Origin of the sequence: Halosimplex rubrum (genome assembly GCF_013415885.1) — an archaeon.
Classification (GTDB): Archaea; Halobacteriota; Halobacteria; order Halobacteriales; family Haloarculaceae; genus Halosimplex; species Halosimplex rubrum.
Window position 1 is genome coordinate 474,527 of sequence record NZ_CP058910.1, and the last position, 26,183, is coordinate 500,709.

26 protein-coding genes are annotated in these 26,183 nt (G+C 70.3%); 13 read left to right on the forward strand and 13 right to left on the reverse strand.

What is annotated here, in order from left to right; translation table 11 throughout:
* Positions 1-9 precede the first annotated feature (9 nt).
* The gene (locus tag HZS55_RS02420; RefSeq protein ID WP_179910169.1) at positions 10-1,191 is read right to left on the reverse strand and encodes an MFS transporter; all 1,182 of its coding nucleotides are present in this window, start codon (positions 1,189-1,191) and stop codon (positions 10-12) included.
* Between the two features lie 202 nt (positions 1,192-1,393).
* Between HZS55_RS02420 and HZS55_RS02425 the strand changes: the two genes are divergently transcribed.
* Positions 1,394-2,437 carry a radical SAM protein gene (locus HZS55_RS02425; protein ID WP_179910170.1) on the forward strand — a complete coding sequence of 348 codons (1,044 nt, stop codon included), beginning with the start codon at positions 1,394-1,396 and terminating at the stop codon, positions 2,435-2,437.
* Positions 2,438-2,708: 271 nt separating this feature from the next.
* Entirely contained in the window at positions 2,709-3,854 is a 1,146-nt protein-coding gene (locus tag HZS55_RS02430) for a Gfo/Idh/MocA family protein (protein WP_179910171.1), read from the forward strand.
* A 466-nt stretch (positions 3,855-4,320) separates the two neighbouring features.
* On the opposite strand, the gene HZS55_RS02435 is transcribed toward HZS55_RS02430, so the two are convergent.
* A complete protein-coding gene (locus HZS55_RS02435; protein WP_179910172.1) occupies positions 4,321-5,040 on the reverse strand; it encodes a hypothetical protein in 720 nt (239 codons plus the stop codon).
* Between the two features lie 113 nt (positions 5,041-5,153).
* Between HZS55_RS02435 and HZS55_RS02440 the strand changes: the two genes are divergently transcribed.
* Both HZS55_RS02440 and HZS55_RS02445 read left to right on the forward strand, forming a co-directional pair.
* On the forward strand, positions 5,154-5,771 hold the full coding sequence (locus HZS55_RS02440; RefSeq protein ID WP_179910173.1) for an IMP cyclohydrolase: 618 nt from the start codon (positions 5,154-5,156) through the stop codon (positions 5,769-5,771).
* A gap of 78 nt (positions 5,772-5,849) precedes the next feature.
* On the forward strand, positions 5,850-6,557 hold the full coding sequence (locus HZS55_RS02445; RefSeq protein ID WP_179910174.1) for a metallophosphoesterase family protein: 708 nt from the start codon (positions 5,850-5,852) through the stop codon (positions 6,555-6,557).
* A 49-nt stretch (positions 6,558-6,606) separates the two neighbouring features.
* Here HZS55_RS02445 and HZS55_RS02450 read toward each other — a convergent pair whose 3' ends face one another.
* The 3 genes from HZS55_RS02450 to HZS55_RS02460 all read right to left on the reverse strand — a co-directional run bounded on the left by HZS55_RS02450 (position 6,607) and on the right by HZS55_RS02460 (position 9,867).
* Positions 6,607-7,785, reverse strand: coding sequence for an aspartate kinase (locus tag HZS55_RS02450; protein WP_179910175.1), 1,179 nt, complete (start codon positions 7,783-7,785; stop codon positions 6,607-6,609).
* Between the two features lie 98 nt (positions 7,786-7,883).
* Positions 7,884-8,033, reverse strand: coding sequence for a hypothetical protein (locus HZS55_RS02455; protein ID WP_179910176.1), 150 nt, complete (start codon positions 8,031-8,033; stop codon positions 7,884-7,886).
* Positions 8,034-8,121: 88 nt separating this feature from the next.
* Positions 8,122-9,867 (reverse strand): glycoside hydrolase family 97 protein, encoded by a 1,746-nt coding sequence (locus HZS55_RS02460; protein WP_179910177.1) that lies wholly within the window; start codon positions 9,865-9,867, stop codon positions 8,122-8,124.
* A gap of 331 nt (positions 9,868-10,198) precedes the next feature.
* On the opposite strand from HZS55_RS02460, the gene HZS55_RS02465 reads away from it, so the two are divergent.
* The 4 genes from HZS55_RS02465 (at position 10,199) to purM (ending at position 13,918) form a co-directional block, all read left to right on the forward strand.
* Positions 10,199-11,422 (forward strand): GNAT family N-acetyltransferase, encoded by a 1,224-nt coding sequence (locus HZS55_RS02465; RefSeq protein WP_179910178.1) that lies wholly within the window; start codon positions 10,199-10,201, stop codon positions 11,420-11,422.
* Positions 11,423-11,522: 100 nt separating this feature from the next.
* Positions 11,523-12,227, forward strand: a complete 705-nt coding sequence (locus HZS55_RS02470) for a DUF502 domain-containing protein (RefSeq protein ID WP_179910179.1) — start codon at positions 11,523-11,525, stop codon at positions 12,225-12,227.
* A gap of 85 nt (positions 12,228-12,312) precedes the next feature.
* Entirely contained in the window at positions 12,313-12,795 is a 483-nt protein-coding gene (locus HZS55_RS02475) for a peroxiredoxin family protein (protein WP_179910180.1), read from the forward strand.
* 106 nt (positions 12,796-12,901) lie between these two features.
* Positions 12,902-13,918: a phosphoribosylformylglycinamidine cyclo-ligase gene (purM, locus tag HZS55_RS02480; protein ID WP_179910181.1), complete on the forward strand. Its 1,017-nt coding sequence runs from the start codon at positions 12,902-12,904 to the stop codon at positions 13,916-13,918.
* A 173-nt stretch (positions 13,919-14,091) separates the two neighbouring features.
* Here the strand turns inward: purM and HZS55_RS02485 are convergent, their stop codons facing one another.
* Entirely contained in the window at positions 14,092-15,093 is a 1,002-nt protein-coding gene (locus HZS55_RS02485) for an SDR family NAD(P)-dependent oxidoreductase (RefSeq protein ID WP_179910182.1), read from the reverse strand.
* A gap of 81 nt (positions 15,094-15,174) precedes the next feature.
* Positions 15,175-16,059 (reverse strand): SDR family NAD(P)-dependent oxidoreductase, encoded by an 885-nt coding sequence (locus HZS55_RS02490; RefSeq protein ID WP_179910183.1) that lies wholly within the window; start codon positions 16,057-16,059, stop codon positions 15,175-15,177.
* A gap of 200 nt (positions 16,060-16,259) precedes the next feature.
* Here HZS55_RS02490 and HZS55_RS02495 point away from each other — a divergent pair, with 200 nt between their 5' ends.
* Positions 16,260-17,726, forward strand: coding sequence for an FAD-dependent oxidoreductase (locus HZS55_RS02495; RefSeq protein ID WP_179910184.1), 1,467 nt, complete (start codon positions 16,260-16,262; stop codon positions 17,724-17,726).
* Here the strand turns inward: HZS55_RS02495 and HZS55_RS02500 are convergent.
* The gene (locus tag HZS55_RS02500) at positions 17,655-18,518 is read right to left on the reverse strand and encodes an acetoacetate decarboxylase family protein (RefSeq protein ID WP_246308339.1); all 864 of its coding nucleotides are present in this window, start codon (positions 18,516-18,518) and stop codon (positions 17,655-17,657) included. The genes HZS55_RS02495 and HZS55_RS02500 overlap by 72 nt on opposite strands.
* Positions 18,519-18,542: 24 nt before the next feature.
* Positions 18,543-19,514 (reverse strand): aldo/keto reductase, encoded by a 972-nt coding sequence (locus HZS55_RS02505; protein WP_179910185.1) that lies wholly within the window; start codon positions 19,512-19,514, stop codon positions 18,543-18,545.
* Positions 19,515-19,618: 104 nt separating this feature from the next.
* Between HZS55_RS02505 and HZS55_RS02510 the strand changes: the two genes are divergently transcribed.
* The 3 genes from HZS55_RS02510 (at position 19,619) to HZS55_RS02520 (ending at position 22,348) form a co-directional block, all read left to right on the forward strand.
* Entirely contained in the window at positions 19,619-19,984 is a 366-nt protein-coding gene (locus HZS55_RS02510) for a hypothetical protein (RefSeq protein ID WP_246308340.1), read from the forward strand.
* A 108-nt stretch (positions 19,985-20,092) separates the two neighbouring features.
* Positions 20,093-22,072 carry a DUF460 domain-containing protein gene (locus HZS55_RS02515; RefSeq protein WP_179910186.1) on the forward strand — a complete coding sequence of 660 codons (1,980 nt, stop codon included), beginning with the start codon at positions 20,093-20,095 and terminating at the stop codon, positions 22,070-22,072.
* A 99-nt stretch (positions 22,073-22,171) separates the two neighbouring features.
* Entirely contained in the window at positions 22,172-22,348 is a 177-nt protein-coding gene (locus HZS55_RS02520) for a hypothetical protein (RefSeq protein ID WP_179910187.1), read from the forward strand.
* Positions 22,349-22,401: 53 nt separating this feature from the next.
* Here the strand turns inward: HZS55_RS02520 and HZS55_RS02525 are convergent, their stop codons facing one another.
* From HZS55_RS02525 to glnA, 4 genes are all read right to left on the reverse strand, one after another.
* Positions 22,402-22,590 carry a DUF7470 family protein gene (locus tag HZS55_RS02525; RefSeq protein WP_179910188.1) on the reverse strand — a complete coding sequence of 63 codons (189 nt, stop codon included), beginning with the start codon at positions 22,588-22,590 and terminating at the stop codon, positions 22,402-22,404.
* Between the two features lie 72 nt (positions 22,591-22,662).
* Complete coding sequence (locus HZS55_RS02530) at positions 22,663-23,076, reverse strand: SCP2 sterol-binding domain-containing protein (protein ID WP_179910189.1); 414 nt, start codon at positions 23,074-23,076, stop codon at positions 22,663-22,665.
* Positions 23,077-23,165: 89 nt separating this feature from the next.
* Complete coding sequence (locus tag HZS55_RS02535) at positions 23,166-23,948, reverse strand: endonuclease/exonuclease/phosphatase family protein (RefSeq protein WP_179910190.1); 783 nt, start codon at positions 23,946-23,948, stop codon at positions 23,166-23,168.
* 234 nt (positions 23,949-24,182) lie between these two features.
* Positions 24,183-25,553 (reverse strand): type I glutamate--ammonia ligase, encoded by a 1,371-nt coding sequence (gene glnA, locus HZS55_RS02540; RefSeq protein WP_179910191.1) that lies wholly within the window; start codon positions 25,551-25,553, stop codon positions 24,183-24,185.
* Between the two features lie 127 nt (positions 25,554-25,680).
* Here glnA and lrp point away from each other — a divergent pair, with 127 nt between their 5' ends.
* The gene (gene lrp / locus HZS55_RS02545) at positions 25,681-26,136 is read left to right on the forward strand and encodes an HTH-type transcriptional regulator Lrp (protein ID WP_179910192.1); all 456 of its coding nucleotides are present in this window, start codon (positions 25,681-25,683) and stop codon (positions 26,134-26,136) included.
* The last annotated feature ends 47 nt before the right edge of the window (positions 26,137-26,183 follow it).

The following is a 26,183-nucleotide window of genomic DNA, read 5'->3' on the forward strand; positions in this document are numbered from 1 at the left end:
CACGGGCATCTATGTCGGCGCGCCGCGCCGAGCCTGAGACACCCGCGTCAGCACGGCGACGACGAGCATCGCGACCAGCAGCGCGGGCAAAATTCCGAGCGCCCCGCGCAGGCCGACGCGCTCGGCCAGGAGTCCGACCACCGGCGGCACCAGCGCGATGCCGACGTAGCCCGCGCTCGTCGAGATGGCGTTGACGGGGCCGCTGTACTCCGGCGCGGCGTTCATGCCGAACGCCGACAGCGTCGGGAACGTCGCCGAGATCACGAGCCCGAGCGCGAAGACGGCGACGAACAGCCAGCGCCCGCTCGCGAGGTAGATCGTCGCGATCAGTGCGGGCATCGTGAGCGTCAGCGTCACGAGCACGATATCGAGTGTGCGGCCGGTGCGGTCGGCGAGGTAGCTGTAGGCCAGCCGCCCGGGGACGTACGCCGCGAGGAAGGTAGAGAGGACGAGGTTCGCCTCCGCGGCGGGGAGCTGCCGAGCGGCGAAGTAGGGGAGCCAGGTGAAGAGGGTGCCCTCGATGCCGCCGTTGAACACGAGCACGCCGGTCATCCCGGCGACGGCGGGCTTGCGGAGGACCGCCCGCAGGTCGTCGAGGGTGAGTTCCCGCTCGGTCGCGACGGAGTCGGGGAGGTCCAGCCGGACGAGCAGCGCCGTCGAGACGGCGAAGCCGACGGCGACGACGCCGTAGGCGAACCGCCAGTTCCCGGCCGCCAGCGCCGCGGTGACGACCAGCGGGCCCGCGGCGGCGCCGGCGGCCCAGACGAGGGCGTAGCGGTTGAAGATCCGCGCGCGGCCGTCGGGGTAGAGGTGGCTCAGCACCGCCCGGTCCAGCGCGCGGAACGGCCCGGTGGCGACCCCGCGGAGAAAGAGCGCGGCGAGGAAGACGAGAAAGACCGGCGCGATCCCCGTCAGGACGGCGCCGACGGCGACGACGGCGGCGCTGCCGACCAGGGCGCGGTAGATGTCGATGCGGCCGGCGACCAGGCCGACGACCAGCACGGAGGCGACGAAGCCGAGCGTGCCCGCGGTGGCGACGAGCCCCAGCAGCGCCTGGGAAACCTGGAAGCTCTCCTCGATGCTGGGCAGCAGGGCGCCCCGTAGCTGGAAGCCGACGGCGTCCGTGGTGACGAACGCGAAGATGGCGACCGTCCACAGCAGGCGCTCGCGGCGATCGGTGGCCTCAGCCATGTGAGTGTCCCGCCGTGGTCGACGGCTCGTCCTCGTCGCGCGACTCGAACCGATGCACTTGGTGTGTCGATCGGGTGAATCGCCTAATAGCTTCGCGCTCGCGGTCGGTCCTTCCGGTTCGGTCCACCGGCGGGCGTCAGCGGTTGACACCCCCGGCGAGGGAACGCACGACTTTTGCCGCTCGACGGGATAGATAGGGGCAATGATATCCGAGGGCTGCGAACAGTGCGCCAAGGGCGGGAAGATGGTCCTGTTCGTCTACGGCTACTGCGACCAGCGCGACTGTTTCTACTGTCCCCTCGGCGAGAACCGCAAGAACGTCAATCAGGTGTACGCCAACGAGCGGCCCGTCGAGTCCGACGACGACGTGCTCGAGGAGGCCGAGCGCATGGACGCCCTCGGGGCGTCTATCACCGGCGGCGAACCCCAGGAGGCGATGGGGCGCACGACGCGGTATCTCTCCCTGCTGAAAGACGAGTACGGCGAGGACTTCCACACCCACCTCTACACCGGTATCACCGGCGGCCGCGAGAACATGCGCCGGCTCTCCGAAGCAGGTCTCGACGAGATCCGCTTTCACCCACCCTACGAGCAGTGGGGCGACCTGCACGGCACCGAGTGGGAGGAGATCCTCTACATCGCCCGCGAAGAAGGGCTGACCCCGGCCTTCGAGATCCCGGGCATCCGGCCCGAACAGGAGTTCGTCGACTTCCTCGACGAGGGCGCCGCCGACTTCTGTAACATCAACGAGTTCGAGATGTCCGACGGCAACTACCGCCGGATGCAGGAGGAGGGCTTCGAGCTGCGCGACGAGCACATGAGCGCGGTCGACAGCCCGCGCGAGGAGATCCTCGATCAGATGGGCGACCACGAGAAGGTGTACTTCTGCACGAGCGTCTTCAAGGACGCCGCCCAGCACCGCCGGCGGCTCAAGCGGATGGCCCGAACCCTGCGCCGTCCGTTCGACGAGATCACCGACGACGGGACGCTGGTCTACGGGAAGGCGTGGGCCGACGCCGAGCGCATGGACGCGCTGGGCGTCCCCGAGGAGTACTACACCGTCAAGTCCGAACACGTCGAGGTGGCGTGGTGGCTGCTGGAGGAGATGGTCGAAGACGGCGACATGGAGAGCGGCGAGATCGTCGAGCAGTACCCGACCTACGACGGCACCGTGGTCGAACGGACGCCGCTGTCGGGCGGTAGTAGTGGTGGTAGCGACAGCGGCCAGTCCGCGGCGGGCGACTGAGTCTACGGGACCGACCGGGTCGTACTACCCGTCGAGCGTCGGCGGGAACGGCCGGATACGCGCCAACATGACGCTCCTTCCGTCACAGGCGTTCGTCGAGTCGCTGAACGCGACGGTCCCGGTCGAGCGCTCCGACGACTGTCCCGCCGAGAGCGAGCGCGAGCGGATCGTGGTCTTCGTCGGGTAGCCGGCGCGACCGCGCCTCGACGGGAGTCGGGGCGACCCTCTCCGGGAAGCGCGCGTTCTTTTCCGTCCCCTCCGATCGACGCCCATGACAGTCGAGATCGGTATCGTCGGCGCGGGCAATCGCGGACAGGCCCACGCCGACTCCTACGGCGACGTCGACGGCGCCGACGTCGTCGCCGTCGCTGACATCGACGAAGAGGCGGCGGCCGAACTGGCCGACGACCACGGCGCCGACGTGTACGGTGACTTCCGGGACATGCTCGACGACGCGGGCGTCGACGCCGTGAGCGTCTGCGTCCACAACAACCTCCACCGCCCGGTCGCCGAGGCCGCAGCCGACGCGGGGGCGCACATCTTCACCGAGAAGCCCATGGCCGCCACCTACGCCGACGCGAAGGCCATGGCCGACGCCGCCGAGACCGCCGGCGTCCACATCGGCGTCCAGAACTACGACCTCTTTAACGACGAGACCCGCGCCGCAAGCCGCCTGGTCGACCAAGGCGAACTCGGCGAGCCCTACTACGCCCGCGGCGTCTTCTCCCGGCGCCGGGGCCGCCCCTACATCGACGGCTACGGCACCCCCGGGTTCGTCTCCAAGGACTCCGCCGGCGGCGGCCCGGTCATCGACATCGGTACCTACGTCCTCGGGCAACTGCTCTACCTGCTCGGCAACGCCGACGTCGAGCGGGTCGGCGGCGCCACCTTCGAGAAGACCGACGACGCCTACGCCGAGGAGCAGGTCGGCGAGAACCGCGACACCTACACCGGCCGCCTCGAGGAGTCGGGCTACGACGTGGAGGATTCGGGGGTCGGGATGGCCCACCTGGCCGACGGGTCGGTGCTCGAACTCCGGGCGGCCTGGCACATGTACCTCCCCGACCGCCCCAGCGTGGTCGCCGGTTCCCAGGGCGGGCTCCAGCTGGACCCCTTCGAGTTCTACACGACGACGGGCGACTACGAGGCGACCGTCTCGCTGGATCTGGACGAGTACGAGCGCCGCCAGGGCCTCATCGCCGGCGACGGCTACGAGACCGCCGACACCGGCGACCAGTTCGCCCACTGGATCGACACCATCGAGGGCGACGTGGACGGCGAGCCCATCGACACCGGCGACCTGGCGCTCAACTCCATGCGGATCATGGAAGGCATCTACCTCTCGCAGGCAGCGGGCCGCGAGCTGACCGCCGAGGAGATCGCCGAACAGTCCGAATCGACCGCCGTGGAACTGTAGCGCCCGATTTTCACAGTCGGCGCGCGCTGGAGCGCGCTCTCGTGCGCGCGACGTAGCCGCGCGAGGGATGACTGAGCGAGTATCGCGAGCGAAGGAATCGGTTGGGGAGGGTCGTGGCCGTCTGCGGTGCTGTGCGGGGCGGTCTGCTGTTTCTGTGGCTGTCCTGGCGGACTGAAAGGGCGAGGCGCGCTCGCGTTTATGTAGTCGCCTGAGCGACCGCTACCCGAGCGGAGCGAGGGTATGTCGCTCAGCGACCGCGAGCGGGGCGAGGGCTTTCAGCGCTTGCTGTCTCCTGCAGTTACAGCGGTTCGTAGCGAGCGGGGCGAGGGCTTTCAGCGCTTGCTGTCTCCTGCAGTTACAGCGGTTCGTAGCGAGCGGGGCGAGGGCTTTCAGCGGTTACCGAAGACTGCGGTCGCTCAAACTGCGAGCGAGCGGGTCGGAAACGAATCAGAACAGACTGCTCAGACTACAGCTCGACGGTATCGAGGCTCTCGGAGATCTCGGAAACGTGGTCGTTGAAGGCGTCGACGAACCCCGAAAAACCGTCGGCGTGGGCGCGCAGGTCCTTCGGGGCGGGGGGCTGGTACTGCGAGAGGAGGTAGACGCCGCCCTCGCCGCCGACGCGGAGGTAGCTGGCCCTATTTTCCTCCCACTTGAGTTCCCAGCGGGAACTGCCCACGCGCGCGGAAAAGGTGCCGTAGTCGTTGCCCTCGACGCGGTTGAGTTGCTCGGCCATCAGGTCACACACCTCGCGCATCCGCGAGAGGATGCGTTCGCGGGCCTCGACGACCGAGTCGACGGACTCGATGGCGGGTAGCTCGTCGGCGGTGTCGTCGAGGACGCCGTCGAGCGAGCGGACGTACTCGTTGAAGGCGTCGACGAAGGCGTCGTAGTCGGCCATCGCTTTCGCGAGCGCCTCGGGGTCGGGCGGTTGCTTGGTGGAGACGACGTAGACGTCGTCGCCGCGGCCGTCGAAGCGGAGGTAGTCGACGTCGCCGCCCTCGTACTTGAGCGTCCACGTGGCGCGGTCGGTGTCGAACTCCCGCTGGCCGTAGTCGCCGCCCTGGAGGCGGGCGAGTTCGCGCGCGATGCGGCCGGCGTGGTCGGTGACCTGCGCGACCAGTTCGTCCCGGCGGTCGGCGGCCGCGTCGGCGCCGACCACGTCCGCGTCGAGCCCTGCTGTCATCGGCGGATCGACGGGCGCGAGGGGCATAACCCTCCTGTTCCGACCCCCGCTGGGACCGCACCGCACCGAACCGTATCGACACCTACTTTCCGTCCTAAGGCCGACGGTTGCCCATGTACGTCGGACGCTTCGTCGTCGTCGCACCGGAGGTCGGCGCCTACCGCGTCTCCTCCCGTTCGTTCCCGAACAGGAAAGCGACCGGTCGCGAGCCGGGCACCGTCACCGTCGGCCCGACGGCCGACGCTCCCGAGACCGACAACCCCTACGTCGAGTACAACTGCCTGCGGCTGACCGACAACGGCGCCGTGATCGGCAACGGCTCGCACGTCGACCCGATCGCCGAGAAGCTCGAACTGGGCTACCCCGCTCGCGACGCGCTGGCCGAGCCGCTGCTGGCGCTGGACTTCGAGAAGGACGACTACGACACGCCCCGCGTCGCGGGGGTCGTCGGCGTCGGCGCCGCGGACCCGAGCACGAACGCCGACGGCCCCGGTGCCGTGATCGGGACCGTCCGCCGCGACGCGCTGCTGGTCGAGGAAGTGACGGAACCGACGCTGGTCGCGACCTACGAGAAGGACAGCCCCGAACCGGTCGACTTCGACGCGACGGGTGCCGCCGCGGCCGCCAGCGAGGCCTACGGGATGGATCTGGAACACGAGGTCTGCGCCGTCGGCGTCGCCGGCGACGGCGAGGGCGGGTTCGAGACGGCGATCTTCAACGGCGAGGAGTAGACGCGTCGCCCGCCGCGCCTCGCCGCTCTGCCGGGATTTTGCCGTACTACTAAGAGCGAGGGGTGCGCAGGCCAGTCCATGAAGGTGGGCGTCATCTCGGACATCCACGGGAATCTCGTGGCGCTGGAGGCGGTGCTGGAGGACATGCCGCCGGTCGACCGGCTCGTCTGCGCGGGCGACGTGGTCGGGTACAACCCCTGGCACGCCGAGTGCGCGGCAGCCATCCGCGGCGAGGGCGACCACGGGCTGAGCGACGAGGCGGCCGCGATGTTGCCCGACGGAGCGGTGCCGACGGTGATGGGCAACCACGACCGGGCGGTCGCGTCCGACCAGGCCTACGGGTTCAACGACATGGCCGCGGCCGCGGTCGACCACGCCCGCGAGACCTGCAGCGACGACCAGCTGTCGTGGCTCGGCGAACTCCCCGAACAGCGCGTGGTCTGCGACCGGCGGATGCGACTCGTCCACGGTCACCCCCACGACCCCGACCGCTACACCTACCCCGAGGAGTACAACCCGGACATGCTCGGCGACGAGGACGTGCTCGTCACGGGCCACACCCACGTCCAGGGCCACGAGTTCTTCGACGAGGGGCTGATCTTGAATCCCGGCGCCGTCGGGCAACCCCGCGACGGCGACCCCCGGGCCGCCTACTCGCTGATCGACTTCGACAGCCGGGAGATCGAGGCCCGCCGCGTCGAGTACGACGTGGATCGGGTCGTCGACGCGGTGCGGGAGGCCGACCTGCCGCTGCGGATCGGGACGCGACTGCGTTCGGGGCAGTAGACGTCCGAGCGCGGAAGGCGGAGGGCGGAGGGCGGCGCGTCGGCGCCGCTCAGAACACGTCCTGGACGAGCTGGAGCGTCTGTTCGCGGTCGTCCCAGGGGACGAACACGGAGACGGAGGTCGCGGAGGTGATCACGTCGTAGAGGTGGATGTGGGCCTCCGAGACGGGGTCGATGGTGCGCTTGACGATGCCGGGCTGGTTGGGGAGGTCGCTGCCGGTGACGCGGACGACGGCGATGTCGTCCTCGACGGTGACGCTGGAGAGCGCCTCGCCGTCGACGACCTCGTCGTGCAACAGCGCCTCGGCGTCCTCGGCGTCCTCGGCGTCGACGTAGAAGGTGATCGAGTCCATGCCCGAGGAGTTGGCGTCGATGTTGATCCCCTCGTCACCGAGCGCGGCGGCGAGGTCGGCGAGGATGCCCGGGCTGTTGCGGATCGCGCGACCGGCGACGGTCACGCAGGCCAGCCGCTCCTCCTGCAGGTCGATGAGGTTCTGGAACTCGCCCTCGATAGAGGTCCCACCCGTCAGCAGGTCGTCGTGCTGGTAGTGGACGACGCGAACGCCGAGATCGCTCCCCTTGTACGACAGCGCGGAGGGGGCGACGACTTCGGCGCCGCGGAACGACAGCGAGCGGAGCTCGTCGACGGTGATCTCGCCGACGTTGCGGGCGCCCTCGACGACGCGGGGGTCGCCGGTCATGACGCCCTCGACGTCGGTGACGATGACGACCTCGTCGGCGTCCATGAACTTGCCGAGCATGACGGCAGTGGTGTCCGAGCCGCCCCGGCCCAGGGTGGTGACGTTGCCCTCGTGGTCCTGGGCGAGGAAGCCGGTGATGACCGGGACCACGTCGGAGAGCTGGCCGCCGAGCGCGCTGGCGCGTTTCTTCGTCTCGTCGACGTCGACCTCGCCGTACTCGTCGGTGATGATCGGCCACCCCTCGCTGCCGGGCTCGAAGAAGTCCGACTCGATACCGCGGGCGGCCAGCGCCCCCTTGAGCATCCGGACGGACGTGCGCTCGCCCATGGAGACGATCTCGGCGCGGTCGGCGTCCTCGGCGTCGTAGTTGATGTCGTCGAGCAGGTCGTCGGTCGTCGACCCCATCGCGCTGGCGACGACGGCGACCTCGTGACCGTTCTCGATGGCTGCCGCGATAGAGTCGGCCGCGCGCGTGACGCGCTCGCCGTTGCCGAGACTCGTGCCCCCGAACTTCACTACGACTCGCATCGGATCACCCGCAACGTGGTTGCGTGACGCATGGCTGGTGGAGCGGTGTTATCCCTCTCCCCGAATAACTGTGTCCATTGCGCGGCGGCGAAACTCCGCTATCGTTCGATCTCGGCGGCAAGTTCTGCGACGGCAGTGGACACGTCGCCGGTATTCTCGTAGCGGTGCTCGGCCAGCGTCCGCGCGGGGTACCGCCCGACCTCGGCGTCGGCGAACTCCGGGACCGTCGTGACCGAACTCGTCGCCATCGTCGACGCGATGGCCGAGGTGTCTCCCCACGCCGAGATCGGCGGACTCCAGAAAACCGGGCGCGAGTGGCTGTGATGGCGAAGACCGTCACCGCTCGAACCGCGCCGCGAACCCGCCGTTCTCGGGGACCACCACGTCCAGCGCCTCCTCGCCGGTGACGGTCCACTCCTCGGATTCGAGGCCGCCCTCGCCGTCGTCTCGAACGACGTGGGCGGTCCACTCCTCGTCGGAGACGGCGTCGCCCTCGACGAGGAACGCGCAGTCCACCGTCACGATCCGCTGTGGCCCGGCCGTGATCGACCCGAGGAACCACTCCTCGCCGTCGCGGCGAGCCACGGTCGCTTCGACGCCGGGATACCCACCCACGAAACGCGTCTCGTCCCAGGCCGCCGGAACCCGCTCCAGGAACCCCTCCGCTTCGGGTCGAGCGGCGTACTCGTCGACGGAGTCGGCGAAGTGCTGGAGCGCCGACTCGAAGACGACCGAGAGCGCGAGTTCGTGGCCCGGCGTCGTCCGGGCGGCGTCCGCCGAGAACGTGACCGGCGTGTAGTCCATCGGCCCGACGACGTTGCGGGTGAACGGGAGGGTGCAGTTGTGTTCCGGCGTGACGGTGGACCACTTGTAGTACTCGGCGCCCATCACGCCCTCGTAGGTCATGACGTGGGGGTACCGGCGCTGGAGGCCCGTCGGAACCACGGAGCCGTGGAAGTTCACGAGGAGTTCGTGGTCTGCGGCCGCTTCGGCGAGGTCGTCGTAGAACTGCATCCGGCCCTGGTCGTCGGCGTCCATGAAGTCGACCTTGACCCCCGCGGCGCCCCAGTCGGCCCAGGTCGGGAGTCGCTCGGCCCGTTTGCTCTCGGTGTTCACGTCCGTCCAGTGAGTCCAGAGGATCACGTCGATCCCGCGCTCCGTCGCGTAGTCGATCAGGTCGGGCATCGCCGCGCGCTCGCGGGGCCAGCCGGCGTCGACGAGGACGTACTCCCAGCCGCGGTCGGCGGCGTAGTCGACGTACTCGCGCTGGCGCTCGAAGTCGTCGGGGCTGTCGGACTCGGACCACCACGACCACGCGACCCGACCGGGTTCGACCCACTCGTCGTCGAACCCGGCGTCGTCGACGAGGTCGGTCACGAGCGTCGACTCGACCACGTCGGCCAGGTCGCCGGTGATCGCGACGCGCCAGGGCGTCTCCAGCGGGAAGTGGGCGTTCATCTGCGTCTGCGGGAGCCCGAAGGTCATCCCCGGTCCCGAGTCCTCGGCGCGGAGGCGGGCGGCGGCGTAGTCGCCGTCGGCGCCCGCTTCGGCGAGCAGCAGCCACTCGTCGTCGACCCGAAACAGGCCGGGCGTGCAGTACTCCCCGTCGGTCTCGACGATGGGCTGCTGGCGGGCGCTGGCCTCGTGGGCCTCGTCGAAGGGGGTCAGCCACGTGGCGGTGTCGCGGGGCAGCGAGAGGGTCGTCTCGTCGCCGGTGTGCCGTTGCATCGCCGTGCCGGTGACGCGGAACCGGAAGGCGACGCCCTCGGCGGCGGCTCGGAGGTCGACCTCGACGACGCCGTCGGCGTCGGGATGGTCGTAGGTGACCGTCCGCTCGACCGCCCGATGGGTTCGCTCGCGAGCCTTTCCCTTCGGGAGGGCGTAGGTCTCGGCGACCTCCGCGGGGTCGTCGACCGACACCGCGGCGCCGGTCCAGTCGACGCCGTGGAGCTGTCGGGCGAGTTTCTCCACGGGGAGTTCGGAGGGCGTCACGAGCGTCGTGCCGTCGCGTTCGACGGCGAGTTCGGCCGTCTCCGGGTCGAAGACGACCGCGTTCGCGTCGGCGGGGCCGGTGAGTCGCATGTACGTGGGGGCTCGCGGCCGTCGCAAAAAGTTGCGGGTGCCGGAACGAGTCGCCCGATCCGTCGCCGGGTGTGCAGAACTGTCGATGGCGTTCAGTACAGGTGATAGGCTGATCAGTAGCATTCGCGCGAGCGGAGCGAGCGCGATTCACTGAATCCGAGCAGAGCGAGGATTCAGCCTTTTTCCCCACGTTTTTGCGACGGAGGATTCCCGCAGGCGCGCGAAGCGCGCCGAGGAACTCTCCGTCGCAAAAAGTGGGTTCGCACGCGAAACTGATCGCTGTCGACCCCGCGACCGAAGCTATATCGGACCCGACACCCCGAACGGAAGTATGACGGACGACGCAGCCGCCGCGGTGCGACCCCTCTCGGCCGACCGCTACGACGAGTTCCGCCGGATCGTCGACTACGCGTTCCACCCCGAGGAGGGGCCCCAGCGCTACGACGACGACCCCGAGCGGATCGCCGACCGCTACGGGGCGTTCGTCGACGATGCCCTCGTCAGCGTCTGCGGCCACTACGACCTCCGGGCGACCCTGCGCGGCGAGTGGGTCCGGCTCGCGGGCCTGGCCGCCGTCGCGACGCCGCCCGAACACCGCCGGGAGGGGTACGTCGGCGCTCTGGTCGCCGACGCGCTGGAGCGGTGGCGCGGCGAGTACCCGCTCTCGGCGCTGTGGCCGTTCGCGCGGTCGTACTACGAACAGTTCGGCTGGGCGACCGCCAACACGGCGACGACGTACACGTGCCCGCCCGAGCAACTGGCGTTCGCCCGCGGGGCGGCCGACGGGCGCGCTCGACCGGTCGAACCCGACGAGTGGCGCGCGCTCCGCTCGGTCCACGAGACGGCCGCCGCGGAGACGACCCTCGCGCTCAAGCGTCGGTCGGAGGCGTGGTGGCGCGAGCGCGTCCTCTCCGAGGGGGGCGACGACCGACCGTGGGCGTACGTCTGGGAGCGCGACGGCGACGTGTGCGGCTATCTCGTCTACGACTTCGAGGACGCCGGCGAGGGGTTCGAGAACCGGCGGCTGGCGGTCGACGACATGGCCGCCGCCGACCACGAGGCGCGGCTCGGCCTCCTCGGATTCCTCGCCGACCACGACTCTCAGGTCACGGAGATACGCTTCGAGAGCGACGCCCGGACGGAACTCCTCGACCTCGTCGACGACCCCGACGCGGTCGACTGCGGGGTGGAGACGGGGCCGATGGTCCGCGTCGTCGACGCGGTCGACGCGCTGGAGACCTGCCCCTATCCGGCGGACGCGAGCGCCGACTGCACGCTCGCCGTGACCGACGAGACGGCCGACTGGAACGACGGCGTCTTCGACCTGGCAGTCGCGGACGGCGAGGCCGACTGCGCGCCCCGCGAGGCGGACGCCGAGACTGTCGACCCGGACGCGACCCTCGACGTGGGGACGCTCTCGCAACTCGTCGTCGGGTATCACGACGTGGCGACCGCCCGTCGCGTCGGCGGCCTCTCCGTGGCCGAGGGATCCGTCGCCGACACCCTCGCGACGCTGTTCCCGCCCGAGCGGGTGTATCTGCGGACGTTCTTCTGAGCGAGGCGGCGCCGGGCGCGGCGCCGGCCGGTGGCGGAGCGAACCGCCGCGGGGCGCCACCCCGAACAAGGCACTTCGGTGTCCGGACCCAACCGTTCGCATGTCCAGACCGGACGTGAACGACATCGCGCAGGTCGCGGCCGAGGAGAGCAGGGAGGCGCGTCGGGACCTCAGGCAGACGCTGCTGTCGGGGCTGGCGCTGACGGTCCCGTTCCTGATCACCGTCCTCGTGTTGATCTGGGCGCTGGGGTTCGTCGCCGGCATGCTGGCGCCGCTGGCCGACGCGCTCGTCGCGCTCGGCCCGGGCAGCCAGATGAGCGACTGGGTCGTGCAACTGCTGGCCGGGGCCATCGTGTTCGGGCTCGTGTTCCTCGTCGGGGTCGCCGCCCAGCACGGCCCGGACACCCACGTCGCCCGCCGATTCGACGTGCTGATGGAGGACCTGCCCGGCATCGGCTCCATCTACACCAGCGTCGAGCGCATGAGCGACGTGCTGGTCGAGGGCGACACCGAGAGCTTCCGCGAGGTGAAGATCGTCGAGTTCCCCCGCGAGGACTGCTTCGCGCTCGCCTTCCTCACCGCGAGCACGCCGCCGACGGTCGAAGCCGCCGCCGGTCACGACGCGATGGAGACCGTCTTCGTCCCGATGGCGCCCAACCCCGTGATGGGCGGGCACCTCGTCAACCTCCCGGAAGAGCGCATCTTCGACGTGGATCTCTCCGTCGAGGAGGGGATGCAGGCGATCATGACGACCGGCATGGCCATCGACGAGAGCGTCGAGGACGGCGGCCGCGGCGCCGACTGACGCCCGGGCGGGCCTATCGCCGCCGATCGGCGGGCCCGGATACTGCCGGCCGCCGACGTACACCGCTCGCGCCCCTCGCTCCGGTATGAGCCTCGACGGCGAATCCGCGCCGGAGTTCGAACTGCCGAGCACCGCCGGCGACACCGTCGCCCTCGCCGACGAACTGGCGCAGGGGCCGGCGGTGGTCCTGATCAACCGCGGCGTCTGGTGTTCCTTCTGCGCCGAACAGCTCCAGACGTTCGGCGAGGTGTCCTACGATATGTGGTTCCACGACGACGTGAGCGTCGTCCCGGTCGTCCCCGACCCGCTCCCCGAGGTCACGGAGATGCGCGACCGCTACGACCTGTCGATCCAGCTCCTGGCCGACCCCGAGGGCGAGGTCTGCGAGCGCTACAGCGGCACCGAGGAGACGAGTCACGGGCTCACCGGCAAGGCGGCCACCTACGTCGTCGACGGGGGCGGGACCGTCCGGTACGAGGACCGCTCGGACACCCCCGCCGACCGCACCTACGGCAACTGGGTGCGCTACTACGTCCGGAACGGCTACGAGCCGCCGTTCGAGGGGTGAACGACGGCGGCCCCTGGCGAGGGTCGCAGCCGGAGCGCTCGACGACCGGTCGCTCCGCTCCACCCGAAACGGTGGCCTTTTGCTCGCGCTCCGCGGGGGATCCACCATGACCGACGGGGACGCTGCGGACGGACCGGAAGAAGCGGACGGGACCGACGAGGAGGGACTGACCTACGCCGAGGCGGGCGTCGACATCGCCGGCCAGGAGGCCGCGACGGCGGCGCTGGTCGGCGCGACCGGCGACTTCGAGGGCGACTTCGCCGGCCTGCTCGACATCGGCGACCGCTACCTCGCGCTGGCGGCCGACGGCGTCGGGACCAAGCTCCTGGTCGCCGAGGCGCTCGACGACTACTCGACCATCGGCATCGACTGCATCGCCATGAACGCCAACGACCTGGTCGCGGCGGGCGTCGACCCCGTCGCGTTCGTCGACTACCTCGCCGTCGAGGAGCCCGACGACGCCACCGCCGAGCAGATCGGTGAGGGCCTCGACGAGGGCGCCGAGCGCGCCGGCGTCGCCCTCGTCGGCGGCGAGACCGCGGTGATGCCCGACGTGATCAAGGGCCTCGACATCGCCGGCACCTGCGCGGGACTCGCGCCAAAGGACGCCATCTTCCCCGGCGAGGCCGAGGCGGGCGACGTGGTCGTGGGGTGGCCCTCCTCGGGTATCCACTCGAACGGGCTGACGCTCGCCCGCGAGGCCGCCACGCGCGACCACGAGTACACCGACCCGTTCCCGCCGAATCCCGACAGGTCGATCGGCGAGGAACTCCTGGAGCCGACGCGGATCTACAGTGACCTGCTGGGGCCGCTCCGCGAGGTCGACACCCACGCCGCCGCCCACGTCACCGGCGGCGGCTGGACGAACCTGACCCGGATGGGCGAGTGCCACTACGAGATCACGGACCCCTTCGACGCCCAGCCGGTCTTCGCGTTCGTCCAGCGGGAGGGCGACGTGACCGACGAGGAGATGCACCGCACGTTCAACATGGGCACCGGCTTCGTCGCCGCGATGTCCGAGGCCGACGCCGAAGCGGTCGTCGACGCGACCGACGACGGACGGATTATCGGCCGCGTCGAGGACGGCGAGGCGTGCGTCGCGGTCCGCGGGCTGGAGCTGTAGCCGGCCGACCGTCGCCCCGAGAACGTATCTCACGACACCGGTCGATTCGGCGACACGATGGGGTCCGAGAATCTACCGGGTGACGACGTACCGACAGCGAGCCCGCCGTCGACCGACGGCCCGCCGAACGTCCGCTGTCTGCGATTCCTGAAGCCCGCGGACCCGGAGTGAGGTCACGTCTCCGGCGCTCGTTCACCGCCGGTACCGACGACCTCGGCCTCGTCGAGACCCAGCCACGCGACGCTGGCCCGCCAGAGGTCCCGCTGGGCGTCGCGGTCGGCGGCGGCCTCGGCCGGGCGAACGGCCTCGCAGTCGTCGAAGTACTCGCCGGTCGTGTCGGTCACCGCGGGCGAGATCGCCAGGTAGGTCCCCGTCTCGGCGGACTCGGCCGCGGTATCGACCGTGCCGGTCAACCGCCCGACCGCGCCGAACAGTTTCCAGCCGAGGCCGGCGACCAGCGAGCCGTTTCGCGACAGCCCGGTCGACGGCGACACGCCCGGGTGACAGCAGTTGGCCGTCACACTCCCCGGGAGCCTCCGGGCGAGTTCGTACGTGAACAGGACGTTCGCGAGCTTCGAGTGGCCGTAGGCCCCCACGCCACTGGGCCCGTCGGGACCGCGGACGCCGTCGAGGTCGAGTTCGGCTCGCCGGTGGAGGTCCGAGGAGACCGTCACGACGCGAGCCGGGTCGGCCGCGTCGGCGTCGTGGCCGCGTTCTCCGTCGTCGCTCCGCTCCTGGGCCCGCCGTTCGCCCGTCGCCGCGAGGCGGTCGACCAGCGCGTTCGTCAGCAGGAACGTCGCGAGGTGGTTGACGGCGAAGGTCGACTCGACGCCGTCGTCGATCCCCGGCACGTCGACCAGGTGGCGGTCGCCCTGCCACGTCCCGGCGTTGTTGACCAGGCAGTCCAGTCGGTCGAAGTCCGCGAGCACGGCGTCGGCGAGCGCGCGCACCTCGTCGAAGTCGGCGTAGTCGGCGGCGTAGAAGGCGTGACCGTCGCCGGGGAGGTCGGCGACCAGTTCCTCGCCGGCCGCGCGGTCGCGACCGTGGACGACGACGGTCGCACCGGTCGCGGCGAGGTTGCGCGCCGTCTCCGCTCCGATACCGCTCGTCGACCCGGTCACGAGCGCGACGTGTCCCTCGCCGAGCACCGAGTCGCTCCCGCCTGCAGCTGTCATGACACGTCGTTCGGTTCGGACCGAGTTAACGGCGCCGCCGACGCCGTGCCGTCGGAGCCGGGCCCCGTCCACCCGGTTCGGTCAGCCGATCAAGCGTCCGACCGTCGCGGTCGCCCGCTCGTAGCCGGCCTGGATCGCGTCGATGGCGGGTGCGGGGAGCCAGTTCGCCCACCGGACGAAACGGGCGAACCGCCCCACGGGGTAGCGGGCCTTCGGGTCGTCGGCCTCGGCGGCGCGAACGACGGCCGCGGCGACGCGTTCCGGTCCCACGGCCAGCGGGTTGCCGTCGAGGACCCACCCGTCATCGAGGCCGGCGTAGGTCCGCGTGTAGGCGGGCGTCCGCTCGCGGCCGGCCAGCCGCCGGCGCGCCGCGTCGGCGAAGTCGGTCTCGACCCACGCCGGCTCGACCAGGGACACGTCGACGCCGCTCGTGCGCAGTTCGACCCGGAGCGCGTCGTGGAGCGATTCGACGGCGGCCTTCCCCGCGGCGTAGGCACCCAGGCCCGGCGAGGCGAGCAGGCCCATGACGCTGGAGACGGTGACGATCCGTCCCCGACCGCGCTCGCGCATGTGCGGGAGGGCGGCGCGAGCGAGCCGGTGGGGACCGTGGACGAGCACGTCGAATCCCTCGCGAGCGGCGTCGACGGGCACGTCCTCGACGGGCCCGGCTTCGGCGTAGCCGGCGTTGTTGACCAGGCAGTCCAGCCGCCCGGCCTCGGCGACCACCTCGTCGACGACGCGTTCGCACCGCTCGTCGTCGGTCACGTCCAGCGCGCGGGTCTCACAGCGGGCCCGGACGCGCTCGGGTAGCGGCGTCGCCACGTCGGTCGCGTACACGCGCCACCCCCGCTCGGCGAACCCGAGCGCGATGGCCGACCCGATCCCCCCGCCTGCGCCCGTCACGAGGACGACCGGCCCGCCCCCGTCGCCCCCGACCGCACGAACCGACTCGTCGTTGCGTGACACGGCCGACCGGGCGCGTGCCGGCGAAAAAAGCGTTCCGGGCCGGTGCGAGCGGGTCGGATAAATCGACGCCACGGGTGAGGGGAAGTACCTTTGCCGGTCGCGTTCGCACCCGTTCCTGTGAGCGAGTTGCCCTCTCCTCGGGTGACGAACGGGGTGTCCGGCCGCGAACCGACCGGCGGGGTGACGGGGGTGCGTCCGCGGTGACGCTCGCGGCCGTCGACCGCTATGACCCCGGTCGCGTCGGTGACGTGGGCGGTCGCGCGGTCGTCCTCGGAGGGAGCGTCGCGGGACTGTGCGCGGCGCGAGTGCTCGCCGACGGCTTCGACGAGGTGGTCGTCGTCGAGCGCGATTCGCTGCCCGACGCACCGGTCGCCCGCGACGGCGCCCCCCAGACGAGCCACCCCCACGCGTTGCTGTCGGCCGGCCAGGCGGTCCTGGAGGATCTGTTCGTCGGCTTCGGCGAGGACCTGGTCCGGGCGGGGGGACTCGTCGTCGACACCACGCGCAACTTCCTCGAGTACCAGCGCGGCGGGTTCGTGGCGCCCGGTACCGAGCGGACGCCGACCTACTGCGCCACCCGGCCGCTGTTCGAGCACGTCGTCCGTCGCCGTCTCCGCGAGCGCGACGCCGTTCGCCTGCTGAGCCCCTGTCTGTTCGTCGACTACCGCACCGACGACGCCGGCCGCGCGGTGACCGGCGTCACCGTCCGCGAGGGCGACGGCCCGACGGAGTCGCTCGCGGCCGACCTCGTCGTCGACGCCACCGGCCGGGCCAGTCGGACGCCGGAGTGGCTCGACGACGCCGGGTACGACGCCCCGCCGACCGATCGGGTGGAGATCGACCTCCAGTACAGCTCCGTCCGGATCGACCGCCCGCCGGGCGACCGCCGGGTGGTCAGCGTCCCGCCGGACCCGCCGCGGCGCCGCGGCGCCGCGCTGATACCCGTCGAGGGCGACCGATGGGAGGTGATCCTCGCCGAGATGGGCGCCGACGGCGGCCCGGCCGACCGCGCCAGCGTGGTGGCGTTCGCCGAGGACCTGCCGGTCGATCTGGTGGGCGAGCTCCTGCGCGACCGCCCGTGGGTCTCCGACGACGTCGCCCGCTACCCCTTCCCCGCGAGCGTGCGCCGCCGCTACGAACGGCTCGACCGGTTCCCCGAGGGGCTGGTCGTCACCGGTGACGCGCTCGCGAGTTTCAACCCCGTCTACGGGCAGGGGATGTCCGTCGCCGCCCTCGACGCGTTGGTGCTCCACGGCGCGCTGGCCGACGGCGGCCGCGACCGACTCGGCCCCCGCTTTTTCGACCGGGTCGCGCCGGTGCTGGACACCCCCTGGCAACTGGCGGTCGGCGCCGACCGCGGCTTCGCGGCGACCGACGGCTCGGCCTCGCCGGCCGAACGGCTGTTCGAGCGGTACTTCGACCGCCTGCTCCGGCGGGCCCACGAGGACAGCGCCGTCGCCGCGGCCTACCAAGAAGTCGTCGGGCTGGAGCGACCGCCGACCGCCCTGCTCCGCCCCTCGGTCCTCGCCCGGGTCCTGCTCCCAGTCGGTGGGGACGCCGAGCGGACGGGGCCGCCGCGGACCGCCCCGCCCGCCTCAGACCGGGGGCCGCCCCTCGGCGATGACGAACCGCCCGTCGAACGCGACCGCTCCCAGCGACCGACCTAACCCGAGGCCGCGCAGCCGCTCGGCCAGCGGATGGGTCCCCAGCGAGTATCGTCCCCCGAACGGTCGGGCGCCGAACCGCCCGGACAGTTCCAGGGGTTGGCGTCGGACGGCCGTTTCGGGCCGCTCGGGACCGCTCTCGGTTCCGTCCCCACCGGTGTAACTCGCCGTCTCGACGGTCGTCCGAAATCGCGGGTTCCACGGCGCGTCGAGCGTGAGGACGTGCCCTCGCTCGTCGCCGACGGCCGTCCGCCGGCGGTCGCCGCGGTCGGTGATCCCGATATCGGCGACGGACTTCGGGTACCCCCAGATCTCGACGCCGAGGGCGCGGGCCGGTTCGGTCGTGACCGGGAGCGCCGCGACGTAGCCGCCGAGGCCGTCCCGAACGGCGCCGAGTTCCGGGACGGGGCCGTCGGCGGGCGTCGCCGCGAGGAGGACGCCGAACTCCTCGTAAGGCGCCATCGCGTCGTCGCCGATCCGACGGTAGTCCACCGAGAGGAAGGTGACCGCGGTCCGTCCCGGGGAGAGACGAACCGGTGTGAGGCCCTCGGGGAGCCACTCGCCGGCCGCTCCCGCGTCGGCCGCGACGGCGACCGCCGTCGCCTCGGCCTCGGTCTCCAGCGGCACGGCGACCTCGTGGCCCGTCGAGAGCGTGTGCGTCTTCGGCGTCCGGTCGGACACGCCGATCCCTTCGGTCGAGTCGGCCGAAAGAATGTCGGTGGCGCCGTCTCCGAGAGCGGCCGCGGCGATGGGAGTCACGGCGATGGGAGCCGCGACGGTGGCGGTCCGTCCCACTCGCCGGTTTCGCGTCCGAGCCGACTACTCGTGGCCGTAGACGGGGACGGGCTCGTAGGGTTCTTCGAGGTACTCCACGTCGGAATCCGACAGCGACACGTCCAGGGCCTCGACGGCCGCTTCGAGGTGTTCGATACTGGACGTGCCGACGATCGGCGCGTCGACGTTGTCGTTCTGGAACTGCCAGGCCAGGGCGATCTGGGCCATCGTGACGCCCTTGTCGTCGGCCAGTTCCTCGACGCGTCCGTTGATCGCCTCGCTACCGGGCCCCTGGTGGTAGGGCGTCCCGTAGTCGATCTCGTGCTCGCCGCGGTCGGTCGAGGTGAACTCCTCGTGGGGACGGGTCAGGTAGCCGGCCGCCAGCGGGCTCCACGGGAGGACGCCGACGTTCTCCCGGTCGCAGACGGGGTACATCTCGCGTTCCTCCTCGCGGTAGGTCAGGTGATAGAGGTTCTGCATCGTCTCGAAGCGAGCGAGCCCCTCCTCGTCGCTGACCTGCAGGGCTCGCTGGAACTGGTGGGCCCACATCGACGAGGCGCCGATGTGGCGGACCTGCCCCCGGGAGACGGCGTCGTCGAGCGCGCGGAGGGTGGTCTCGATCGGTGTGTCGTAATCCCAGCGGTGGATCTGGTAGAGATCGACGGTGTCCATGCCGAGTCGGTCGAGCGAGTGGGTGAGTTCCTGCTCGATGGTCTTGCGCGAGAGGCCCTCGGCGTTGCGGTGGTCCTTGGCGCCCGAGAAGCGAACCTTGGTGGCGACGACCTGCTCGTCGCGGTCGTAGTCGGCGAGCACGTCGCCGAGAATCTCCTCGCTCTCGCCCGCCGAATAGGTGTTCGCGGTGTCGAAGAAGTTGACACCCAGGTCGATGGCCCGCTCGACGAGTTCGCGGCCCTCCTCCTCGTCGAGCATCCAACTGTCCCCGCTCCCGAAGCTCATACAGCCGAGACAGACCTTCGAGACTTCCATGCCCGTGGATCCGAGCGTGGTGTACTCCATGGCGAACGGACGGCGCGACCGGACGTAAAACGCCCGCTCTCGGAAGTCCGCGGGCGCTCCGACGGCCGCTACTTTGACAATGCGAGACTCGAAACGTGTCGTGTATGGTAACCGATGACGAGGGTGCGCTGGTCGAGGCCCTCCGGGGGCTGGCCGGGGACGCCCTCCGCGTGGTCGCCACGTACGACCGGGACGGCTGCGACCCCGTCTACGTCGCGCCGGGCGCGGAGGACCGGGTCCGCTCGCAGGCCGAGCGAGTCCACGACGAACTCGTCCTCCAGGGCCTGGGCCGGGGCCACCTCGAGGAGCTGTTCGCCGCCGGCGACCTGCACTGTTCGATCCACCGCTTCGACGACCTGACGACCTTCCACTTCGCGTCCGGCGAGTTCTCCGGCCTGTTCGTCAGCGTCGACTCCGAGGCGGACCTGCCGCTGGCGACGTTCTCCCAGACCTGCAAGGAGTACGTGTAGCCGGGTCGGGCCGGCCCGCCTACGGCGCGGTCGCGCGGTCCGGACGACCGGCGACGGCGGGCCCGTCCCCGCGCCGGGTTTATATTCGCAGATTGCATACGCGTGCGTGTGAGCACCCGTACGAGTGCGCTGGACGCCGTCGTCTTCGGGGTGGATGTCCAGAGCGGCGACGTGCGCGGGGACGTGTCCTACGCGCTGGTCGCCTTCGACGGCGAGCACGTGGATCGGGACGTGGTCTCCCGGCGGAAGCTCCGCCGACTGATCCGCGACGAACGGCCCGCCATCGTCGCCACCGACAACATGTACGAACTTGCGGAGAACAAGGACGCGCTCGTCCACTTCCTGGGCGAACTCCCGGACGAGACGACGCTGGTGCAGGTCACCGGCGCCGAGCGGCCGGAACCCCTCTCCCGCGTCGCCAACCGCCACGACGTGCCCTACGGCAAAGATCCTATGAAGGAAGCGGAGGCCGCCGCCCGTCTGGCCGCCAACAACGTCGGCCAGGTCGTCTCCGCCTTTACCGACGAGACCGAGGTGAAGGTCTCGCGCGGGCGCTCGACCGGCGGTGGCGGCGGCTGGTCCGAGGACCGCTACACCCGCCGGATCCACGGCTCGGTCAAGAAGCGCACACGCGAGGTCGAATCCGACCTGAAAGAGGCGGGGCTGGAGTTCGAGCGCGAGGAGACCGAGAAGTACGGCGGCTTCTCCAACGCCATCTTCACCGTCGAGGGCCGCCCGCGGGACATCCCGGTCTCGAACGAGCGAGCGGGCGACGTGCGCGTCGAGGTCGAGCGCGTCCGCCGGGACGGCATCGAGTTCCGCCCGCTCGCCAAGCGCCGGGACCACGTCGTCGTCGGCGTCGACCCCGGGACGACCACGGCGGTCGCCATCGTCGGCCTCGACGGCGAGGTGCTGGACGTGCTGAGCACGCGGACGGCCGACAGCGCCGATGTGACCGAGTGGATCGTCGAGCGCGGTCGGCCGGTCATCGTCGCCGCCGACGTGACGCCGATGCCGAACACGGTCGAGAAGCTGCGCCGGTCGTTCGACGCCGCCGGCTGGACGCCCGACCGGGACCTGCCGGTCGACGTGAAACAGCACCGCACCCGCGAGGAGGGCTACGACAACGACCACGAACGCGACGCCATGGCCGCCGCCTTCGGCGCCTTCGACGCCCGCAAAGACCAGTTCGAGCGCATCGCCGCGAAGGTCCCCCCCGGCCAGGACGTGGGGCCGGTCGTCGCCCGCGTCGTCGCCGGCGAGGAGTCCGTCGAGACCGTCCTCGACGACCTCCGGGACGACGGCGGCGAGGACGGCGAGGAGCCCGACCGGCCCGACAACGAACAGTCCCCCGAGCAAAAGCGCATCTCACAGCTCGAATCGCAGGTCGCCCAGCTGCAGTCGCACGTCGAGAGCCTGGAGGAGACGGTCGACGAGAAGGACGACCGCATCGACGACCTGGAGGGGAAGCTCTCGGAGGCGCGCAGCGAGACCCGCGTCGAGGCCCGCAAGGACCGCGAGGTCACCCGGCTGGAGCGCGAGAACCGCCGCCTGACGGGCGAGGTCGACGAGCGCGAGGAGCGCATCGACGACCTGGAGGGCAAACTCGAGCGGCTGAAGGCGCTCTGGAAGCTCGATCACTCGAACTTCGCGGACATCTCGGAGAAAAAGAAGGGGCTCGTCCCGGTCAAGGTGGTCGAGCAGTTCACCAGCGACGCCATCGACGACGCCGACGAGCGGTTCGGGCTCGCCGAGGACGACGTCGTCATGTTCCGCGACGCCTCCGGCGCCGGCGCCTCGACCGCCGACAAGATCGTCGACGTCGATCCGCAGATCGTCCTCCGCGACGGCGGTCTCTCGGATATCGCCGACGAGATCCTGTTCAAACACGACATCCCCGTCGCGCCGGTCGAGATGGTGACCGTCCAGGAGGTCGACGAACTCGCCGTCGCCCGCGAGCGCGAGGTCGAGGCCGCCATCGAGGACTGGGAGGACCGCGCCGAGGAGCGCGAACGGGAGCAAAACGCCCGGATGGTCGACCGGCTCATCAGCGAACACCGCGCCGGCGACCGCGGCGAGAGCGACTGACGCGGCGGCCGACGCGTCGTTCCGGCGCACTGCCGTCCCCCCACCGCCGTCTGTACGCGCGGCTCTTTCACGACGACTGTCGTGTCAAGTTTTTTTCCGGTGGGGCTCGTCCAGACGCTGCTGTTCGAGTTGCTCGGGCCGTCGTTCGACCCGCGGGTCGGCCTCCTGCTCGCGCCGCTGCCGGTAGTGCTGTACTTCCTCGGGTTCGTCCTCGCCTTCTACCTCTACTCCGAGACCGACATCGCCGACGGCCGAGGCGGCGAGACGACCGCGTAGGAGAGAGGAGCGGACGGCCGCGTTGGACGGTCGCGTGGGTTCGATACCCTCGTTCAGACCATGCCGCCCATGCCGAACGAGGCGAGGACGTTCGTGACGACGCCGTAGAGTATCAGGCCGACGCCGGCGACGACGAGGCCGATCCCGGCGGCGATCAGCGGTTCGACCGACGCGATGAGTCCGATACCGCCCAGGATCACGAGGATGCCGACGATCCCGGCGGCGCCGAGTTTGTCTATCACGTCTCCGCCTCCACTCGGCCGGGCCTTAACCGTTTCAGTCTCCGCGCTCGGCGGCGTCGTCGGCTTTCGCCGTCAGTACTCGAAGTCGGCCTCGACGGTCTGGGCCGCTCGCACGAGTTCCGTGACGGCCTCGCGGTTGCTCAGTAGTTCCATCTCCGAGCCCTCGAACTCCAGGGAGTCGCCCATGACGGCCTCGGTGATGTCGAGGTCGTCCTTCAGGAGGTCGACCCACACCGCGTAGGGACCGGCCAGCCCGAAGTCGTAGTCGGCGTCGGGGTCGTGTCCGCGGGCGGCCACGCAGGCGCCGTCGGCGACGACGACGGTGAGGACGACGGGGTCGCCGTCGTAGCGGTCGTCTGGGAGGATGGCGAACCGGAAGGTGGCGTCGAAGCCCGCCGCGGCCTCCGCGAAGGCGTCGCGGTCGTTGAGTCGCGCCTGGAGTCGGTCGGCCCACTCGTCGGCCTCGCCCGGCAGCGTCGGTGTCATCGTGTGTGGTGTGGACCCCTCCGCGGCTTTGACCTTTCGGGTTTCCCGGGGCGTCTCGGCGTCCCCAGGGCTGGGCCACCCGCGCAGCCTCACACGTCGCCGTTCTCGAACTCGAGGACGACGGGGCGGTGGTCGGAGACCTGCACGTCGATCACGTCGCAGCGGGTGGGCTCGATGTCGGGGGAGGCGAGGAAGAAGTCGAGTGTGCGGGTCTCGGAGACAAGCGAGTCGAGCGGCCGCGGCGGGACCGTCTCCCCGGGGTTGTGGAGGACCAGGCCCGTCTCTTCGAGCGCCGACTCGACCTCCTCGAGGCCGTCGTAGGCGTTGAAGTCGCCGGCGACGACGACGCGGTCGCGCTCGGCGACGATGGCGGCGATCTCGTCGAGCTGTTTGCGGCGACCGCGGCCGCTCATCGCGAGGTGGACCGCGAAGATGGACAGATCGCCGATGCGGACCTCCGTGACGAGACGCTTGGGACCGGTCTCCAGATAGTGCGCTTCGATGACGGCGTCGATGTCGTCGCGGACGAGCAGCCCGTTCGAGAGGTGCGAGAGCACGGGGAGCCGTCCGAGGACGTTGCCGTCGCCGTACTTGGCGTCGGCGCGGGCGTGGTAGGCCAGCCCGCGGTCGGTGAGCGCCTCCGCGAGTCGGGTGACCTGGCCCTCGGTCATGGTGCGGGCCGACCCCTGGTCGACTTCGAGCAGGCACACCACGTCGGGGCGCTCGTCGGCGATCACGTCGACGAGGCGCTCGGTGGCGCGCTCCTCGGCGGCGTCGTCGCCGAGTAGTCCCCGGTGGGGCTTCAGCGCGTAGTCGCGAAGCGATCCGTCGTAGTCGAGCAGGTAACCGGCGTTACACGAGAGTATCTTCACACGTTCTCCGTCGCCGTAGGTGGCGACCGACCGTCCGTTGGGGGGACAGAGCCGGTATGGGCTTATAAATGCGACGGTGACCTGTCGGCGGGCGAGACTGACGCCGGCGCCACCGGCGCGAGGGCGCGGCTGGCGAGAAGCGAAACGCGAGTCGGGCGGCGCGCCCGCCGCGGGCGGCGGGACCGCGGCGAGCGACAGACCCGAAACGATCGCGGCCGACGCGGTGTCGGACCGTTAGAAGGTTTCGAGGTAGCGGTCGAGTTCCCAGTCGGAGACGTCGACGCGGTAGTCGTCGAACTCCTGGGTCTTCGCTTCGACGAAGTTCTCGTAGACGTGCTCGCCGAGGGCGTCCTGGACGACCTCGTCGGTCTCGAGGGCGTCGAGGGCCTCGCCGAGGTTCGTCGGCAGCGTGGTGATGCCGTACTCCTCGCGTTTGGCCTCGTCGAACTCGTAGATGTTCTCGCGGACCGGGTCGTCGCAGTCGAGGCCGCGCTCGATGCCGTCGAGACCGGCGTGGATGAGCGCGGCGAAGGCGAGATAGGGGTTACACGACGGGTCCGGGAACCGGGCCTCGATGCGGGAGGCGGTCGGGACGCGCGCGGCGGGCTTGCGGATGAGCGCCGAGCGGTTCCGGTCGGACCAGGCGACGTAGACCGGCGCCTCGTAGCCCGGGACGAGTCGCTTGTAGGAGTTGACCGTCGGGTTGGAGACGGCGGCGATGGCCGGCGCGTGGTCGAGGATGCCGGCGATGAACTGCTTTGCCGTCTCGCTCAGGTCGAACTCGTCGTCGCCGTCGTGGAAGGCGTTCTCGCCGTCCTCGAACAGCGAGAAGTGCGTGTGCATGCCAGAGCCGTTGATCCGCGGGATGGGCTTGGGCATGAAGGTGGCGTGGAGGTCGTGTTCGGCCGCGATGGCGCGGACGACCGAGCGGAAGGTTGCGACGTTGTCGGCCGTCGACAGCGCGTCGTCGTACGTGAAGTTGATCTCGTGTTGACCCTGGGCGACCTCGTGGTGGGAGGCCTCGATGTCGAAGCCCATGTCCTCGAGCCCGAAGATGATGTCGCGACGCACGTCCTGGGCGAGGTCCTTCGGCGCGAGGTCGAAGTAGCCGCCGGCGTCGTTGGTCTTCGTCGTCGCGCGACCCTCTTCGTCCTCCTCGAAGAGGAAGAACTCCGGCTCGGGCGCCGCGTTGACGGTGTAGCCCATCTCCTCGGCGCGTTCGATGGCGCGCTTGAGCACCCCGCGCGGGTCGCCCGAGAAGGGCTGGCCGCTGGAGGTGTCGATGACGTCACAGATGAGGCGACCGGCCGCGCTGTCGTCGTTGTTACGCCACGGCAGCACGGCGAACGTCGAGGGGTCCGGATCCAGACGCATGTCGGACTCCTGGATGCGGACGAAGCCGTTGATCGACGACCCGTCGAAGTAGATGCCCTCTGTGAACGCCTTCTCGGCCTGGTCGGCCGGTACCGAGACGTTTTTCACTGTCCCCAGAATGTCCGTGAACTGCAGGCGCAGGAAGTCGACGTTCTTCTCCTCGATCTCGTCGAGCACGTCCTGTGCCTCGGCGGAGAGACCCCCGTCCGGTTTCGCGTTTTCGCTTGTCATGATTATCGACACCTGAAGGGAATACCCATAGTATTAAAATCCTATCCATCTGCGCAAATCTTCCCCTTCGAGAGACGGAATTGCATATTCGTAAAATTCTAATGCCCCGGTGTCGTGTGTGGACGTAATGACGTACGAAAATCTGGACCGCAAGTTGGTGAATGCGCTGCTGGGCGACGGGCGGGCGAGCCTGCGCAGCCTGGGTGAGGACCTCGACGTGTCGGTGACCACGGTGTCGAACCACCTCTCGGACCTGGAGGAAGACGGCATTATCGAGGGGTACACCCCGAAGGTCGACTACGACAAGCTCGGCTACGACGTGACCGCCATCCTCCAGCTGAAGATCGAGGGGAGCTCCCTCCCGGAGGTCACCGACTCCCTGCGCGAGCACGACCAGATGATCTCCGTCTACGAGGTGACCGGCGACTACGACATCATCGCCATCGGCAAGTTCACCGACACGGACGGCATGAACGAGCACATCAAAGAGCTGCTCGTCGACCCCGAGATCAAAGAGTCCAACACGAGCGTCGTGCTCAACGCCGCCTCCGAGCACGAACAGTTCGAACTCGAGACCGAGTGAGTCGGCGCCGAGCGACCCCGCCCGTTCGGGCGGCGTGACACCCACCG

Excerpts from the sequence above, each read along its gene's own strand:
- HZS55_RS02530 (WP_179910189.1), bottom strand. The coding sequence starts at position 23,076 with ATGACACCGACGCTGCCGGGCGAGGCCGACGAGTGGGCCGACCGACTC.
- HZS55_RS02420 (WP_179910169.1), bottom strand. The coding sequence starts at position 1,191 with ATGGCTGAGGCCACCGATCGCCGCGAGCGCCTGCTGTGGACGGTCGCC.
- HZS55_RS02455 (WP_179910176.1), bottom strand. The coding sequence starts at position 8,033 with ATGGCGACGAGTTCGGTCACGACGGTCCCGGAGTTCGCCGACGCCGAG.
- glnA (WP_179910191.1), bottom strand. The coding sequence starts at position 25,553 with ATGACAAGCGAAAACGCGAAACCGGACGGGGGTCTCTCCGCCGAGGCA.
- HZS55_RS02430 (WP_179910171.1), top strand. The coding sequence starts at position 2,709 with ATGACAGTCGAGATCGGTATCGTCGGCGCGGGCAATCGCGGACAGGCC.
- HZS55_RS02465 (WP_179910178.1), top strand. The coding sequence starts at position 10,199 with ATGACGGACGACGCAGCCGCCGCGGTGCGACCCCTCTCGGCCGACCGC.
- HZS55_RS02450 (WP_179910175.1), bottom strand. The coding sequence starts at position 7,785 with ATGCGAGTCGTAGTGAAGTTCGGGGGCACGAGTCTCGGCAACGGCGAG.
- purM (WP_179910181.1), top strand. The coding sequence starts at position 12,902 with ATGACCGACGGGGACGCTGCGGACGGACCGGAAGAAGCGGACGGGACC.
- HZS55_RS02435 (WP_179910172.1), bottom strand. The coding sequence starts at position 5,040 with ATGACAGCAGGGCTCGACGCGGACGTGGTCGGCGCCGACGCGGCCGCC.
- HZS55_RS02485 (WP_179910182.1), bottom strand. The coding sequence starts at position 15,093 with ATGACAGCTGCAGGCGGGAGCGACTCGGTGCTCGGCGAGGGACACGTC.
- HZS55_RS02425 (WP_179910170.1), top strand. The coding sequence starts at position 1,394 with ATGATATCCGAGGGCTGCGAACAGTGCGCCAAGGGCGGGAAGATGGTC.
- HZS55_RS02460 (WP_179910177.1), bottom strand. The coding sequence starts at position 9,867 with ATGCGACTCACCGGCCCCGCCGACGCGAACGCGGTCGTCTTCGACCCG.
- HZS55_RS02510 (WP_246308340.1), top strand. The coding sequence starts at position 19,619 with ATGGTAACCGATGACGAGGGTGCGCTGGTCGAGGCCCTCCGGGGGCTG.
- lrp (WP_179910192.1), top strand. The coding sequence starts at position 25,681 with ATGACGTACGAAAATCTGGACCGCAAGTTGGTGAATGCGCTGCTGGGC.
- HZS55_RS02505 (WP_179910185.1), bottom strand. The coding sequence starts at position 19,514 with ATGGAGTACACCACGCTCGGATCCACGGGCATGGAAGTCTCGAAGGTC.
- HZS55_RS02440 (WP_179910173.1), top strand. The coding sequence starts at position 5,154 with ATGTACGTCGGACGCTTCGTCGTCGTCGCACCGGAGGTCGGCGCCTAC.
- HZS55_RS02470 (WP_179910179.1), top strand. The coding sequence starts at position 11,523 with ATGTCCAGACCGGACGTGAACGACATCGCGCAGGTCGCGGCCGAGGAG.
- HZS55_RS02475 (WP_179910180.1), top strand. The coding sequence starts at position 12,313 with ATGAGCCTCGACGGCGAATCCGCGCCGGAGTTCGAACTGCCGAGCACC.
- HZS55_RS02445 (WP_179910174.1), top strand. The coding sequence starts at position 5,850 with ATGAAGGTGGGCGTCATCTCGGACATCCACGGGAATCTCGTGGCGCTG.